General features: G+C 41.9%; 18 protein-coding genes and 1 pseudogene. 9 read left to right on the top strand and 10 right to left on the bottom strand.

Going from position 1 to position 14,972, the window contains the following annotated elements:
- A pseudogene (locus OFN91_RS07875) lies at positions 1-331 on the top strand (hypothetical protein); the annotation flags it as partial.
- A gap of 200 nt (positions 332-531) precedes the next feature.
- On the opposite strand, the gene OFN91_RS07870 reads toward OFN91_RS07875, so the two are convergent.
- Positions 532-1,116 (bottom strand): PAS domain-containing protein, encoded by a 585-nt coding sequence (locus tag OFN91_RS07870; protein WP_270873860.1) that lies wholly within the window; start codon positions 1,114-1,116, stop codon positions 532-534.
- Between the two features lie 114 nt (positions 1,117-1,230).
- Here OFN91_RS07870 and OFN91_RS07865 point away from each other — a divergent pair, with 114 nt between their 5' ends.
- Positions 1,231-1,671: a hypothetical protein gene (locus tag OFN91_RS07865; protein WP_270858311.1), complete on the top strand. Its 441-nt coding sequence runs from the start codon at positions 1,231-1,233 to the stop codon at positions 1,669-1,671.
- Between the two features lie 52 nt (positions 1,672-1,723).
- Here the strand turns inward: OFN91_RS07865 and OFN91_RS07860 are convergent, their stop codons facing one another.
- A complete protein-coding gene (locus tag OFN91_RS07860) occupies positions 1,724-1,954 on the bottom strand; it encodes a YdcH family protein (RefSeq protein ID WP_270870925.1) in 231 nt (76 codons plus the stop codon).
- Between the two features lie 171 nt (positions 1,955-2,125).
- Here OFN91_RS07860 and OFN91_RS07855 point away from each other — a divergent pair, with 171 nt between their 5' ends.
- Together OFN91_RS07855 and OFN91_RS07850 are read left to right on the top strand one after the other, a co-directional pair.
- Positions 2,126-2,833: a DUF4198 domain-containing protein gene (locus OFN91_RS07855; RefSeq protein WP_270873859.1), complete on the top strand. Its 708-nt coding sequence runs from the start codon at positions 2,126-2,128 to the stop codon at positions 2,831-2,833.
- Positions 2,830-3,261 (top strand): hypothetical protein, encoded by a 432-nt coding sequence (locus OFN91_RS07850; RefSeq protein ID WP_270873858.1) that lies wholly within the window; start codon positions 2,830-2,832, stop codon positions 3,259-3,261. The genes OFN91_RS07855 and OFN91_RS07850 overlap by 4 nt, the downstream gene beginning before the upstream one ends.
- Before the next feature lie 69 nt (positions 3,262-3,330).
- Here the strand turns inward: OFN91_RS07850 and OFN91_RS07845 are convergent, their stop codons facing one another.
- The 3 genes from OFN91_RS07845 to OFN91_RS07835 all read right to left on the bottom strand — a co-directional run bounded on the left by OFN91_RS07845 (position 3,331) and on the right by OFN91_RS07835 (position 5,861).
- Positions 3,331-3,813, bottom strand: a complete 483-nt coding sequence (locus OFN91_RS07845) for a GNAT family N-acetyltransferase (protein ID WP_270873857.1) — start codon at positions 3,811-3,813, stop codon at positions 3,331-3,333.
- A gap of 85 nt (positions 3,814-3,898) precedes the next feature.
- Positions 3,899-4,450, bottom strand: a complete 552-nt coding sequence (locus OFN91_RS07840) for a c-type cytochrome (protein ID WP_270873856.1) — start codon at positions 4,448-4,450, stop codon at positions 3,899-3,901.
- A 124-nt stretch (positions 4,451-4,574) separates the two neighbouring features.
- Entirely contained in the window at positions 4,575-5,861 is a 1,287-nt protein-coding gene (locus OFN91_RS07835; RefSeq protein ID WP_270873855.1) for a citrate synthase, read from the bottom strand.
- A 141-nt stretch (positions 5,862-6,002) separates the two neighbouring features.
- Between OFN91_RS07835 and OFN91_RS07830 the strand changes: the two genes are divergently transcribed.
- The 3 genes from OFN91_RS07830 to OFN91_RS07820 are packed head-to-tail and all read left to right on the top strand — an operon-like array spanning position 6,003 to position 8,556.
- Complete coding sequence (locus OFN91_RS07830; RefSeq protein WP_270873854.1) at positions 6,003-6,572, top strand: hypothetical protein; 570 nt, start codon at positions 6,003-6,005, stop codon at positions 6,570-6,572.
- Positions 6,569-7,927 carry an SPL family radical SAM protein gene (locus OFN91_RS07825; protein WP_270873853.1) on the top strand — a complete coding sequence of 453 codons (1,359 nt, stop codon included), beginning with the start codon at positions 6,569-6,571 and terminating at the stop codon, positions 7,925-7,927. Before OFN91_RS07830 ends, OFN91_RS07825 begins: the two co-directional genes overlap by 4 nt.
- Positions 7,924-8,556, top strand: a complete 633-nt coding sequence (locus tag OFN91_RS07820; RefSeq protein WP_270873852.1) for an SDR family NAD(P)-dependent oxidoreductase — start codon at positions 7,924-7,926, stop codon at positions 8,554-8,556. Before OFN91_RS07825 ends, OFN91_RS07820 begins: the two co-directional genes overlap by 4 nt.
- On the opposite strand, the gene OFN91_RS07815 is transcribed toward OFN91_RS07820, so the two are convergent.
- A complete protein-coding gene (locus OFN91_RS07815) occupies positions 8,553-8,933 on the bottom strand; it encodes a hypothetical protein (RefSeq protein ID WP_270862985.1) in 381 nt (126 codons plus the stop codon). The two genes, OFN91_RS07820 and OFN91_RS07815, sit on opposite strands and share 4 nt — an antisense overlap.
- A gap of 73 nt (positions 8,934-9,006) precedes the next feature.
- Between OFN91_RS07815 and OFN91_RS07810 the strand changes: the two genes are divergently transcribed.
- Positions 9,007-9,378, top strand: coding sequence for an HIT family protein (locus OFN91_RS07810; RefSeq protein WP_270868965.1), 372 nt, complete (start codon positions 9,007-9,009; stop codon positions 9,376-9,378).
- Here OFN91_RS07810 and OFN91_RS07805 read toward each other — a convergent pair.
- The 4 genes from OFN91_RS07805 to galU all read right to left on the bottom strand — a co-directional run bounded on the left by OFN91_RS07805 (position 9,371) and on the right by galU (position 13,246).
- A complete protein-coding gene (locus OFN91_RS07805; protein ID WP_270873851.1) occupies positions 9,371-10,582 on the bottom strand; it encodes an MFS transporter in 1,212 nt (403 codons plus the stop codon). The two genes, OFN91_RS07810 and OFN91_RS07805, sit on opposite strands and share 8 nt — an antisense overlap.
- A 220-nt stretch (positions 10,583-10,802) precedes the next feature.
- On the bottom strand, positions 10,803-11,114 hold the full coding sequence (locus OFN91_RS07800; protein WP_270873850.1) for a hypothetical protein: 312 nt from the start codon (positions 11,112-11,114) through the stop codon (positions 10,803-10,805).
- A gap of 52 nt (positions 11,115-11,166) precedes the next feature.
- Entirely contained in the window at positions 11,167-12,414 is a 1,248-nt protein-coding gene (locus OFN91_RS07795; protein ID WP_270873849.1) for a glucose-6-phosphate isomerase, read from the bottom strand.
- Positions 12,401-13,246 carry a UTP--glucose-1-phosphate uridylyltransferase GalU gene (galU, locus tag OFN91_RS07790; protein WP_270873848.1) on the bottom strand — a complete coding sequence of 282 codons (846 nt, stop codon included), beginning with the start codon at positions 13,244-13,246 and terminating at the stop codon, positions 12,401-12,403. Before galU ends, OFN91_RS07795 begins: the two co-directional genes overlap by 14 nt.
- A gap of 133 nt (positions 13,247-13,379) precedes the next feature.
- Here galU and OFN91_RS07785 point away from each other — a divergent pair, with 133 nt between their 5' ends.
- Positions 13,380-14,834 carry a sulfatase-like hydrolase/transferase gene (locus OFN91_RS07785; protein WP_270873847.1) on the top strand — a complete coding sequence of 485 codons (1,455 nt, stop codon included), beginning with the start codon at positions 13,380-13,382 and terminating at the stop codon, positions 14,832-14,834.
- The last annotated feature ends 138 nt before the right edge of the window (positions 14,835-14,972 follow it).

Here is a 14,972-nt window from a genome sequence, read left to right as displayed (position 1 = left end):
CGTGCCTTATTCGGTGCAGGGCAAGGACTACACCGTGCGAGATATCTTTGATACTCGCCCAAATTTAGGCACTTACAAATTTTTATTTAATCAAATTAAAATTAAAAAAGCAATTCAGAGGCTGGGCGATAGAAATTTAGAAAATTTTCTACTTTATACCTTGCTTGGCGAGATAACTGCCCTCCAAAGCGTGCGAAATGTAAGTGTGCATGAAAAAAAGGCGAGCCTGCGTGAGATAAATTTGCTAAGAAGCAGAATTTTAGGCATAGGGCGAGACGGCGCGATACCTGCGCTTTTGCGAGAAAAACAAAAAATTGATTATAAAGGATAAAAAATGAAAATCAGTGGTGTAATGGCAAAAATTCAAAAGTCGGCGTTTTGAAAAAATTTTACAAATTTTAGAAACATAGACATAAGAGGCATTGTGGCACTTTTGAAGTTAAAATTTGAGCTACAAGTCGAATTTTACAAATTTAGCATTTGGCAATTTAAATTTACAAAATTTCGCCAAACGCTAAATTCTACCCAAATTTATCTTCCAAAAATTTTGCCAAATTTGGCTTGAAGTTTGTTTAAAAATCCTTTTTTGGTGACGATTCCGTCGATAAATTCGTCATAAGTCGTATTGTTGGCGTGCAAAAACCCCTCCAAATACTCATAGCTAGCCTTTATGCCGGAGCTATTTTCGATCTCGACTAGTTTTTTGTAAATCGGCTCGATTTGCTGGATTATCTCGGCTGGTGCTGGCGTGCGAAATGCCGTATGCTCCGATATGGCCGTATGTCCGACGACCTTTTTGGTATGCGGGTCGATGACTTGATCGAGCTTGGCGATGACCCAGTAATACCTGCCGTCTTTGGCTAGATTTTTCACCGCAGCCGTAAATGGTCTGCCCTTAGAAATGCTATCCCACATTAGCTTAAATGCGATTTTTGGCATATCTGGGTGTCTGACGATAGAGTGTGGTTTGCCGATGAGTTCGCCCTCGCTATATCCGCTAACCTCCAAAAAATAATCATTGACATAGGTAATGATACCGCGAGGATCCGTCTTTGAGATGATGATTTTGCTGAAATCCAGCTCGATTTGTTCATCTATGGGAACAGGTCTTTCCATACTTACCTCCTATTTTTGTATATATTTTCCTTTTTGTTCTGGTATTTTAACATAAATTTTATAAATTTGTGTTATAATAGCGATTTATATTAATTCAACCAAAGGAAATTTCCAGTGAATAAAGCGGATACTATAAAAGCCGTTGAGAGATTTGTAAATTCGCAAGAAATGATGATGTTTCGCGTCAAAAAGGGGATTTATCAGGACTCAGCGCAAAATTTAGAGCAGGTATTTGCTCCGTTTAAGGATTTTTACTCGTTTTTGAAAAATCCTGCTAATAAATTGCAAGAGTTACTTGGAAATGTCGCGTATGATTCGATCGTGAGCTTTACAGAATCTAGCATTGAGCATTGTGATAAGATTTGGGGCACATATTTTGTCGAGACAAAGGGTTTGTTTAAATCAGGCATAAAATATGTCGAACCTGACTTCGTAGCGAAGGAAAAAGCCAAAGCTTACTACGACGATTTGGTCAAAAACAACGAAAAATTAATGGAATACATCGATATCGGATTACAACGCTTGCACAGTCTGGAAGATAAATTATTTTTGTAATTTTATAAATTTGATATTAAATTTATGGTTGCGCGGAATGCGCAACCTTTTTTTATTTGCCCTCTTTTTCAGCTTTAATCTTAGCCAAAAACATACCGATTTCATCTTTTACACGAAGTTTCTCTCTTTTTAGAGAATCCACTTCTAAATCGCTCATATGCACTCTGCCCTCGACTGCGGCTGCGATTTGATGATCTAGTTCATCGTGTTTTTCAAACAACGCATCAAAGCGTGCATTTTTGCCTTTAAGTTCAGTGATTAAATCTCTGTATTCGTGAAACATAATATATCCTTTTGTGTGAAATAGCCTATTAGTTTAGCACAAAGGGGCTTAAAATTCGTATATATTACAATAAAAGAAAAAATTTATATTCGTAACACCAAAATTCAATTAATATTAAAATTTAGTCGCTATAATACTAATCTATTTTTAATAATATTCAAGGAGAATTTTATGTTTAAAAAAGCACTTCTTTTCGTTGCATTTTGTATGTGCGCAAATGCCCACCAAATCGTGATCCAAAACATCGACACGAACAAATATGAAGTCAAATTTTGGGCTCATGGCGAGTTTGAAAAATACGCCAGTGAGCAGTTGATCGCAGCTAACGGCTACGATGAAAATCTAAAACCTATCAAAACAGGAATTGATTATAAATTTGACGATACAAACGCCGCACCTGTCGTGCTAACAGCAAGCAAACCAGCTGTAATGAGCGGAATTTACGACGCTGGGTATTGGATAGAAACAGATGAGGGCGGAAGCTTCGTCAAAGGCGGATTGAAGAGTGTTAAAGGCGCAGTTTTTGCAAATTCAAGAAGCCTAAAAATCGGCAAAACTTATTTTTCGTGGAACGAAGCAATGTTAAGCCCGATAGGCCTTGATTTCGAAATCATCGCCCTTGCAAATCCATTTTCGCTAAAAGATGGCGACAAACTCCCTGTTTTGGTGCTCAAAAACGGCAAACCATCGCCAAAAACCAAATTTGAAGTCGGCGTGCATGAGGACTGGGAATTTAGCACAAACGAGTTTGGTATCGCGCTAATCCCAGTTGAAAAAGGGCTAAATGTAATCGCTGCCAAGAGCGCTAGAAGCGAATATTCAGACCCAAATGCCAACAAACTCTTGATCCAAACTTCAATCACATTTGAGCTTAAATGAGAGTTTTAATTAGCGTTTTGTTTTGCGCTATTTTGGCGTTTGCGCATGGGATTAGCTACAATATCACGCATGATAAAGCCGTGATAATCAATGCGAATTTTGCCACTTCTATCCCAGCCAAACACGCCAAAGTGCGCATTTATCAAGGAGATAGTGCGCTCGCTATGCAAATCGCGCAGACGGACGAAAACGGCAAATTAGCCTTTTTGCCACCTGCGCCCGGGAAATACCGCGTCGAAATAAACGCGCAGAGCGATCACGGCGAGCACAGAAGCGAATTTAGCGTGGATATTGATGAGAATTTCGGCGTTAGCAAATACGATGAGCTAGCCTTTGCGAAATACCAAGGCTTGCTTAGCGTGATTGGCATTATTTTTGGACTTTTTGGCATTATAGCGTTAGTAAAAAGCAAAAAACGCGCGATTTAGCGCGAATTCAGGGTTAAATTTAGATAAATTTTATGTTCTCTTTCAAATTTGCACTTAAATTTAGCCCTTTCAAATTTCCCAGCGCATTTGATACCAGCTTTTATCGCCGAATTTTGATTTGCAAATCCCCTCATTTACAAAGCCAAATTTTTCGTAAAATTTCACCAAACGCTCTTCGCAGGTTAGCACGATTCCGCTTTTTGCGCGCGCTATGGCGTGTGTTTGCAAGGTGCCTATCAGCGCAGAGCCGATCTCACGACCCCTAAATTCTGGCATTACGCCAAGGCTTAACCCCATTAGCCATGCGCCGTCTTTGTCGTGAAATTTAGTGCCAAAAAACATATCGTCATCGAAATTTCGCTCGTTTGTGCATAGCGACACAATCTCGCCTATGATTTGATTATTTTCGCAGGCTACGAAAATATCATCAGCGAATTTCGCCAAAAACTCGCCAAAAGCCTCTTTGCTGACCCTTTGATTTGGCGGAAATGAAATGTCCTCTATGGCTTTGATAGCGTCCAAATCTGCGGTTTTCGCGTTTCGTATTTGCATAAATACTCCGAATTTTAAAATTTGAAGGAATTTAGGATTGCTAAATTTAGCCAAAGGCCAAATTTAGCAAAATTTTTGAGTTAAATTAGTTTTTAAACGATTCGATATACGCGTTTAAAACGCCGATTTGATCGTCGCTTATGCGAAGTTGGCCTCTCATCACTGCGCCCATACCATAGTATCCCTTGCCGTCGTTTGCAGTGCCGTCTTTTAGGGCGTGGAGCTTCTCTAATCTCTCTTCGCTAGATAAATTTACGATAGGTGGGACTTTTGTGTAGGTTTTTTCGCCTTTTGCGCCGTGGCAAGCTACGCAGGTTTTATACAGCAATGCGCCTTGTTCTGCCACTTCTGGGCTTATGCTAGGTGCAGGAGCGGCTGCGGTTGCGTTCGTATCAGCTGCGGTTTCAGCCGCATCGGTAGCATTTGCCTCGGCACTTGGCTGGGCAGCAGTCGCGTTTGCCTCGGCCGCAACCTCGCTATTAGCGTTTGTTTCGCTTGCATTAGCAGGAGTCATATATGCGCCTAAATCCAAATTCGCTGCGTCTGGCATGGTTTCTACCGTGAGCTCTGGTGCCCCGTAAGACAAAGAGCCCAAACAAAATACCGCGCAAGATATTAAAAACAATTTTCTTTTCATTTTTACCCCTTTCATAAAAACATAGGATTATAGCGTAAAATTTTAATAAATTTTAAATTATTTCAAAAATTTTGGGTTAAATTTTGCATTTAAATTTAACCCAAATTTTGCCCTAAATAGGGCATTATTCGTTTATGCGCTCTGGGCCAATGTAGAGTTGGCGAGGGCGGACGATTTTGATACTCTCTTGCTCTTTGAGCTCTATCCATTGCGCCATCCAGCCAGGACTTCGTCCCATTACGAAGATTACGGCAAACATTTCTGTCGGGATTCCGAGCGCTTTTAGAATTAGACCTGAGTTGAAATCGACATTTGGATAGAGGTTGCGAGATACGAAATATTCGTCATTTAGCACGATTTCTTCTAATCTATTTGCCACACGGATTAAATTCGTATCGATTCCGATCTCTTCGATTAGCTGATTTCGCAGACCTTTTAGCACCTTGGCGCGCGGATCGTAATTTTTATAGACGCGGTGTCCAAAGCCCATTAGGCGGAACGGATCGGATTTGTCCTTGGCTTTGGCGATGTATTTATCGACATTTTCTGGTGTGCCTATCATTTCTAGCTGGCGAATTACGCTTTCGTTCGCTCCACCGTGTGCATGTCCCCACAGCGCGCCGATACCTGCGCTTATGCACGCATAAGGGTGAGCGTGAGTAGAACCTACCGTGCGCACCGTCGTCGTTGAGGCGTTTTGCTCGTGGTCAGCATGGAGCATAAGCACGCTATCTAGGGCTTTGACCTCGATTGGTTTGAGATCGACATGCGAGTGTGGGAAGCTTCGCATCATATACAAGAAATTTTCCGTAAATCCGCGCGCCAAATCAGGGTAAATGATAGGATAGCCCTTGGAGTGGCGATAATAAAACGCCGCAAGGGTAGGCATTTTGGCTACTAATCGTTTTGCCATTTCCATGTATTCGCCAGGATCGTCAAAGCTCATATCCTTAGAGTAATACGCGCTAAGCGTAGCGATACATGCCTGCAAAACCGCCATAGGGTGGGCGCGATCTGGAAATGCGTCGAAAAGTTTTAGGATTTTTTCGTTGATAAAAGATCTGGTTTTTAGCTCGTATAAAAATGCGTTGTATTCCTCCTTGCTAGGCAGTTTTTTATTTAGCAGTAGATACACGACATCAAGATAGCGTTTGTTTTTGGCTAGCCACGCGATATCGTATCCACGGTGCATGAGCTCGCCCTTTTCGCCATCGATATATGTAATCGAGCTTTTGCACATGGCTGTGGAGGTATATCCCCTATCTAGGGTAAACATTCCAGTATCTTTGTAAAAATTCGAAATGTCAATTACGCTAGGACCCATTGTGCCATCAAGGATTGGGAAGTCGTATGTCGCGCCATTGCGGTTGTCGCGCAAGGTAACGGAGTTGGAAAATTGAGTTTCGCTCATCATCGCCCCTTTTAAAAAATCTAATCCGTGGATTATAGCTAAAATTTATGTAGTTTTAATAAACAAAATGCACGCAAAATTTCATCAAATTTAGCTTTTTTCTAGCCTTGGCTTGCTAAAATGCGAGATTTAGGAGGGTTTATGAGAGTATTCGTGTGCGCCACAAAGTCCGAGGCGCAGGGTCTAGTGGAGAAATTTAGACTAAAAAAAAGTAGCGTTAAATTTGGCGAAAAAGGGGTTAAATTCGGCGAGAGTGGTGCAAGTTTTGGCGAAAAAAGTGTCAATGTGTGGCTAGGCGAGGGAATTTTGCTTTTCGTCTGCGGTGTGGGCTTTGGCAAAAACGGCGAAAACGCGCAAATTTTTGGCGAAATTTTGGCGAAATTTAGCCCCAAAACAGCCATAAATTTTGGAATTTGTGGCTGTAATAGCGATGAAATCGGTGTCGGCGAGGGCTTTTTGTGGGACGAAAATACTGCACCAAAAGGGGCGAGCCTAATCTGCGTTAGCACCCCGCAAACTACGGAAATTTCGGCGCCCACGATAAGTTTATACGATATGGAAAGCGCGAAATTCAAAGAAATTTGCGCTAAATTTGGCGTGAAATTTAAAATCTACAAGGTCGTAAGCGACCATTTAATCGACGCTAAAATCGACAAAGCTAACACTTGTGCGCTACTTAGGGTGCATGCGGAAAAAATAGGAGAGTTATGAGTGAAATAAATGGCGAGTTCAAACTCGCACTAAACGCCGAAAATAGCGAGCTTTTGCGCGAATTTTTTCTATCAGGGCATTTTAGCTTCCAAGAGCGCAAGCAAATCGCTGAAATTTGCGCTGATTTGCAGGCTTGGGGCGAAAATATGGGGGAAATTTTAAAAATAGCGAAATTTGGCGAAAATCGTGGCGTAAATTTTGCTTCGAATTTCAGTGGAAATTCTAGCGCAAATTTTGGCGGAAATTCTAGCGCAAATTTAGCCGAAAATCCCAGCGTAAATTCAGAGCCAAATTTACAATCCAAACCCGCCTCAAACCACGCTTGCAAGCAGGTTTTCGCGCGCATAAAATCCGCATATGAGCTAATCAAATCGCGCCCGCCTGCGTATGAAAATTTCACTCCGCACTACACGCCCAAACGCTACGAAATATCGCGTTTTGCGGGCGAAAAGCTAGCTCTTGGTCGCTGTCCTGTCGCTAGCGAGGGGACGCGCTGTTGCAATCTACTCACGCTCGATGCGGTCAATTCGTGTGGGTTTGACTGCTCGTATTGCGCGATTGGCTCGTTTTACAAAAATGGCGTCGTGGGATTTGACGAAAATTTCGGCGCAAATCTAGCGAAACTGCACCTTGATAGTGATAAAATTTATCATATCGGCACAGGTCAGAGCTCGGATTCGCTCATGTGGGGCGATAATTTCGGTATTTTAAGCGCGCTAAATTCCTTCGCCAGAGCGCATGAAAATGTGATTTTGGAGCTTAAAAGCAAGTCAAATAATATTTCCTTTTTTTTGCAAAACGACATTTCGCGCAACATCATCGTGACATTTTCGCTAAATCCGCAAATCATTATCGAAAACGAAGAACATCTCAGCGCTAGCCTAGACGAGCGCTTAAATGCTGCCAAAAAACTGGCGCAAAAGGGCATTTTGGTGGGATTTCACTTTCACCCGATGATTTATTTTCAAGGTTGGCGTGATAAATACGGCGCGATTTTTGCGCGATTGGTGCGCGAATTTGACCCTAGTAGCGTAGCACTTGTATCTTTTGGCACGCTGACATTTATAAAACCAGTTATCAAAAAACTGCGCGCCAGAGGCTTAGAGAGTAAAATTTTGCAAATGCCATTTTCGCAGGCAAACGGCAAAATTTCATACCCCAAAAATATCAAACTCGAAATGTTTAAATTCGCCTATTCTAGCTTGCGCGCGTGGCATGAAGAAGTATTTTTTTATCTTTGTATGGAGGACGAGACGCTTTGGGGCGAGGTTTTTGGGCGCGAGTTTGCCAGCAACGACGAATTCGAGCGCGCGATGAAAGAGGCGTATATGCGCAAAATAAAGGAAAATAGATGAAAAAAGCGTTGATTACGGGCGCAGGTGGCGGGATCGGCAGTGCGATAGCGCGGAAATTTAGTCGAAACGGCTTTGAAATTTTAACCTTGAATTCGAGATTTGAGGATACTGCCTCGCTTAAAAAAGAGCTAGCAAATTTGAGTAAAGAGAGCTTTGACGCTGTGATTTTATGCGCTGGCGTGGGGAATTTCGACCCTTTCGAGGCGGTGAGTGGGGACGAGATTTCGCGCGTGATAAGCGTGAATTTAAGCGCAAATTTGATAATCCTAAATGCGCTAATCAATTCGCTTAAACGCTCGCACGCCCATATTATCGGCATTGCTTCGATTGAGGCGCACAGACACTCGCGATTTAGCGCGCTGTATTCGGCGTCCAAGGCGGGACTGCGAGCGTTTTTGCTATGTTTGTTTGAAGAGTATCGCAAGGATTTGCGCGTAACCTGCATAAGCCCAGATATGACGCAAACGCCCTTTTTTGCGGATTTGCGCTTTGAGCCGAGCAGTGATGAGCGCGCCTATATCGACCCAGATGAGATTGCGAATTTCGTCTATGAGGCGTATAAAACCAAGTCAAATTTGAGCGAAATTGTAATTCGCCCGCGTATCGTGGGGATAAAAAAGAAAAATTAATCCGCTAAAAATTCGAGAAATTTTGCCTCATCGAAGCTTTCAAAATGGCTGAAATTTTCAAATTTTGCTATCTTGGCCAGTGAGTGCGCACTCCCAAAAAATGCGAGTTTTTTCGCCATTGCGCCGGAGCGAAGCCACGCGGTAAAGATTGAGTTATACACCAAATCCTCGCACTCTCCGTCGCAGATGATTACAGCGTCGTTTCCATAGAGGCTATCGTCGCTGACATCGGCCCTCACGCAGGCTTTTTGCGCGCTTTGCACGGCTTCTTTGAGCGCATAGATTCGCACTTTGTGCTGGCAAGCACTCAGGGCATTTAAAATTTGGGCTAGGTTTAAAAGTGAGAAATTATCATAGATTACAACGGCGATTTTCACGGATTTCCTTTAAATTTTTACGCGATTTTAATTAAATTTTGTTTAAAATTCCATATTTTTATAAGGAGAAAATATGATATACGAAGATGATATAATTTTTATCGAGCGCGAAGAGAGCGAAATCCCGTGGATTAAAATTTTCGCCAAAACTAAGGCAAAGGAGATTACGGATTTGCCAAGCGAGCAAATCGCGCACCTTTGGGCGGCTGTTTTGGAGTGCGAAAGGAGCATGCGAGACTTCTACAACCCCGATAAAATCAATATCGCAAGCTTCGCAAACTATGTGCCCAAGGTCCATATCCACCTGCAAGCTAGGTTTAAAAACGACAGCTTTTTCCCTGAGAGTATGTGGGGTAAAAAAATGCGAAAAGCCAAGCTCGACCTGCCAAATTTCGACGAATTTGCCCAAATTTTAAGCGCAAATTTAAAGATAGCGTTTAAGTAGGTTTTAATTTATTTCTACGCAGATAAAATAGAGCCAAAAGCAAAATTAGCGCGCAAAATCCGCTGATAAAAAAGCCGAATTTCGCGCCAAATTTATCTGTGAAAAACCCTGCAAAAAGCGCGCCAAATGGCGTGCTTCCTAAGAAAAATAGAGTGTAGATACTCATTATCCTGCCGCGAAATTCGTTGCTGGTGTGCATTTGCACGGTCGAGTTCATCGACGAGTTTGTCAAAACGAAAAAAAATCCAAGCAGCGCGATTAGCGTGGCATTGTAAGCAAAGCTCGCCACAGCCCCAGCCAGCGCGCAGATTACGCACACAAGCACGGCGCAAATGCGGATAGATTTCAGCGACAAATTCCCAAAGCTCGCCACGCACAGCGCCCCACACAGCGCCCCAAGCCCCAAAATTGACATCGAATACCCAAAATACCGCTCGCCCTGAGCCAGATCGAATTTCACAAAGGCTGAAATTGTGATATTGTAATTAGGTATGAAGGTCGATAAAATCAGCACAATAAACAGAATTTCGCTTAAAATTTTTTTAGAAAGCATATACGAAAAGCCCTGTTTAATGAGTGCTAGGGGGCTTAAATTTGAGCGCGACACTTTGCTTGCGGGCTCGGAAATTTTGACAAAAAATAGCGAGATAATGACGGCTAAAAAGCTAATAGCATTTATCACAAAGCACCATTTCGCGCCAAAGTTCGCCATTATCAGCCCGGCAAGCGCAGGTCCTGTGATACGGGCTAGGTTGAAAGAGATCGAATTTAGCGCGACTGCGTTTGGAAGCTCAGAGCTAGAAGCGATGAGCGAGCGCACGAGGGCTTGGCGCGAGGGCGAGTCAAACGCCGTAAATACGCCGTTTATGAGGCATAGCGTGAAAATATTTGCGAAGCTAAACGCCTCAAACCACGCCAAAAAGGCGAAAATGCACGCTATGATCATCATGCCGATTTGCGCGCACAAAAGTATGCGAAGCTTGTCAAAGCGATCGAGCAAAACGCCCGAGAATAGCGTGAATATTAGCGATGGCAAAAACTGCGCGAGGCTAACAAGGCCGACCTTAAAGGGGTCGTGCGTGAGCGTGAGCGCAATCCAGGGAAGCGCGATTGTTTGCATCCACGAGCCGATTAATGAGAGATTCATGCCAATCCAATAAAGCCTGAAATTGCGGTATTTGAGGGAGTGAAATGGATTTCTCATAAATTTTCCTTGCCAAATTTGGGCTAAATTTTACTCATAAATTTCGAAAATTTCGCTGAAATATGGGGTTTGGATAGGGCAAAATTTCGCCACGATAGCGACTGCGCGCCGCTTGATTGTCATTGCGAGCTTTCGCTCAAAGCGAAGCAATCTACGAGCAACAATCACCAAAATGAGAATTTTGTGTTATTGCGAGCGCAGCGAAGCAATCCAGTAAAATTTAAAGCAAAATTCCACTTAAATTTTTGAAATTCTGCAAAAATACTGCGCCGAAATTTTTAAACTCGTAGATTGCCACGAAACGGCTTGCGCCGTTTCTCGCAATGACAAATGAAAGGCAAGGAAATTTCCCTGGATTGCTTCGCTCGCTACTCTCGCTCGCAATGACAGCAAATTTAGCGCAAGGAATTTTAAAGTCATAGATTGCTTTGTCGCTAACGCTCCTCGCAATGACAATAGCGAACGCTTCAAAAATTCTCGCAATGACAATAGTTCGCGTATCGAGGCAGTATCCCAGGCTTGCGAAGCGCAATGATAGATTATCGTCATTGAAAGGAGCTGTTTAAGCGCTAAATTTCACAAAATTATCTATTTAAAATCATTGATTTTAGTATGCGTTTGCCTGCCTCAACGCCCGGCTGGTCGTAGGTATTCACGCCCAAAATCGCCCCAACCCCGCTAGTTAGTAGCTCAAAATAATAAAACAAAAATCCAGCGTTTGCTTCATCTAGCGCGCCCACTTCGATGACATCGACGCTCACGCCCTCATTTATCACAGCTTGCGCGGTCGCGTCGCACTGGAAATTTAGCACACTCTCCAAGCTTAGATCATTTACAAAGTCGCAACTAGCCAAATTTCCCAAGCTCAAATTTGGGATTTTTCGCGATGCGCCAGAGTTTTTTAGCTTCATAAATGTTACTGTCTTATCCTTCACGCCGTCCATGATAAGCTGCAAGAAGCTGTGCTGATCGCGCGAGCCCACGAGCCCTACTGGGGTAAGCCCGTAGCGAGTGTAGCCGATTTTTTTGCCGATACTCTCCGCCCAGAGCTGGACATACCAGTCGTTGAAGGCTTTGAGCCTGTCGCAATAGCTGAAAATCACATTGATTGTGGCATTTTTGTGAGTGGCGTAGTGGCGGGCTTTTTGCACGACTTCGTTATTTTCTAAATTTTCGAAATTTCCGTTTAGGATTTCGCCTAAGAACCTTTCTTGCGCCATTTTTGCGCCAGCTAGCAAGGCGCGCGCATCAAGCCCAAGAGCGAGAGCTGGCACGAGGCCGACTGCGCTAAGCACGCTAAATCGCCCGCCCACATTGGCTGGCATATTTATCACGGTGGCGTTTTGAGCTTTTGCGTAGGTTTCTAACGCTGAATTTGGATCTGTGATAAAGATGAAATTACGGCTCAAATCCTGTGCGCCAAACTCATCTAAAATGACCTTAAATAGCGAAATGGTTTCGATTGTGGTGCCGGATTTGGACGAGATGATAAAGAGCGTATCGTTAAATTTGAGCCCATTTAAGGCATTTTTGACGCTAAAATCATCTAGATTATCCAAAATTTCAAATCGCAAATTTGGCTCTATTTTTTCGCGTAGCATTTCGTAAAACGCCCTTACACCCACGCTCGAACCGCCGATTCCCACGACTACGACAGCGCTAAAATTTTTGCCAGCTAAAAATTCGCTAGCCTGCGCGATTGCGCTCTCGCCGCTATCTGGTAGGTGATAATACCCGATCTCGCCACCTTCAAATTCATCTTTTAGCGCCAAAGCGACATTTTTTAGCTCGTCGTTTTTGGCTTTGGTAAAAAAAAGTTTATTTTTTATCATTTTTTTTCTTTGCAAATTCTTTTTCATAAAAATACTTCGTCGCCTCGACATATCCCTCCACAGAGCCGCAATCAAAGCGTTTGCCCTTGAATTTATATGCCATCACAACGCCGTTTTTGGCCTGCTCTAAGAGCGCGTCGGTGATTTGGATTTCGCCGTTTTTGCCAGCTGGCGTGCGCTCGATGATATCGAAAATATCAGGCGTGAGTATGTATCTGCCAATAATCGCTAGGTTTGATGGGGCGTCTTTTGGGGCTGGTTTTTCGACCATATCGCTAACCATAATCAAATCATCGCTGATGCTTTTGCCTGCGATTACGCCGTATTTGCTGACATCTTCTTTTTCTACTTCCATTACGGCTACGATTGAGCAACGATATTTTTCGTAAATTTTAACCATTTGTGCTAGCACGCCTTCGCCACCTGTATTTATACACAAATCATCAGCCAAAACTACGCCAAATGGCTCATCTCTAACGAGAGTTTTGCCTGTAAAAATCGCGTGTCCTAGCCCTCTCATATCCTCTTGGCGGGTAAATGAAAACTGACAAGATGACATTAAATTTCTAATATCATCTAGCAAATACTCTTTGCTAGTGCCCTTGATTTGGTCTTCTAGCTCGTAGCTTCTATCGAAATAATCCTCCAAAGCGCGCTTTCCACGCCCTGTGACAAATGCCATATTATTCATACCAGCTTCCAATGCCTCATCTACACCATAGTGAATTAGCGGTTTTGTAAGGATTGGGAGCATTTCCTTAGGTAGCGATTTTGTGGCTGGCAAAAAGCGCGTGCCATACCCCGCAGCAGGAAATAAGCAAGTCTTGATCATGATTGTATCCTTTTGAAATTTTGTAAAATTTAGATTGTAGCGCAAAAAGATAAAATTTTGAGAATTTTAAACAAGGATTTGCTAAAATTCAGTGTTTTAAATATTTTGCGCGAATTTGCATAAAAAGGTTAAAATGACATATATTTCACTGCTTTGCTTTATCGTTTCGCTTTTTTTGGCTAAATTTTTACACAAAAAATGGCTTTTGAGCATTGCTTGCGTAGGAGCTTTTGTGTATATTTTAGCCTTTGTTTTTGATACGATTTTGCTGATTTATCTTGGCAAACATTTTGGATTTTATGTCGTTACATTTATAAAAACATCTTTGCAAGGCGCGCCGTTTTCGACCTTTGCAAAAGAGCTCGCGCTTCTTGGTTGCGTGGTTTTGGCGATTTTGCTTTTTTGCGTGATTTTTTACCAAAAAATTTCGCCAAAACTTAGCAAAAATATCAAATTTATACCGATTTTTGCGATATTTTTCATAACAGCTTTTTTGACAAATCCGCTTTATATAAACGCAAAAGAGCTTTATGAGATTTACAATCCCCCTGTGGCTAAATTTAAAAAAGCAGTTTATCCTTTTGTCGCTGTTCCTAAGCCCAAACAATCTGCCAAAAATAAAAATATAGTCTATATTTATTTGGAGAGTTTTGATAGGGATTATTTAAATTCTAAAATTTATCCAAATTTGACGCCGAATTTATCCGCCCTAACTAACAAAATAGATTTTACAAACACCACGCAGGTTGTCGATACTGAATTCACGCTAAAAGGGCTTTTTGGTTCGCATTGCGCGCTAAATTATATGTTTGTATTTGGAAAAGACAAAGATAAAAATTTTTCAAAAAATATTAAATGTGCTAGTGAGATTTTAAAAGAACAAGGATATTATCTGTATTTTATGAAAGGCGCGGAGCTTGACTATCAAGATACAAGAATTTTTTTAAAACAGCGAAATTATGACGAAATGAAAGGCAAAAGCGAAATTTTAAAATCTGGCGAAAAAAGCCTAAACGAGTGGGGCGTAAATGATGATGATATGCTAGAAATCGCATGGGAGGACTTCGCGCGCCTTTCGAAAGAAAAAAAGAATTTCTTGCAAACGCTTTTGACGATAGGAACTCACGCGCCAAATGGATTTTTATCCAAAAGTTGCGAAAATTTGTCCTTTGCCAGCGATAGCCAAATGCAAAAAGCAGCGCATTGCACCGATTTTTTAGTCGGCAAATTTATAGATAAAATTCGCGCTTCGGAATTTAGCAAAGACACTATTATAGTTTTGCAAAACGATCACCCGCTTTTTTATTCTCGCGATAAACACGGCGAAAAATTGCAGAATTCAAAAAACCTTTTTGTGATTTTAGATGATGACATAAACGGCACCATAACGATAGACAAAAAAGGCACTTCGTTTGATACTTTTACCACCGTGCTTGGGTATATGGGGATACTAGACGAGATGAATTTGGGGAGAAATTTACTAATGGCGGATAGTTTGCCTTTCGAAGATGACGATGAAATTTACAAAAAAACCTCACGAATTTTTACCGAGATTTCGTATGGTGAGATAAAAATCAACGCGGATTAAAACTTTCTAAATCCGCAGCGCAGGAATACTCTCATAAGCTTTCGTAAAAGCTAAATTTTGTGAAATTATTCAAAATTCAGTTTAATTTTGATAAAATCAGGATTTTTTAAGATTTCAAAATAATTGAAATTGTTAATT

The sequence above is a fragment of the Campylobacter sp. JMF_08 NE1 genome (genome assembly GCF_027737875.1).
GTDB lineage: Bacteria > Campylobacterota > Campylobacteria > Campylobacterales > Campylobacteraceae > Campylobacter_B.
This window is presented reverse-complemented; position numbering and strand designations above follow the sequence as displayed.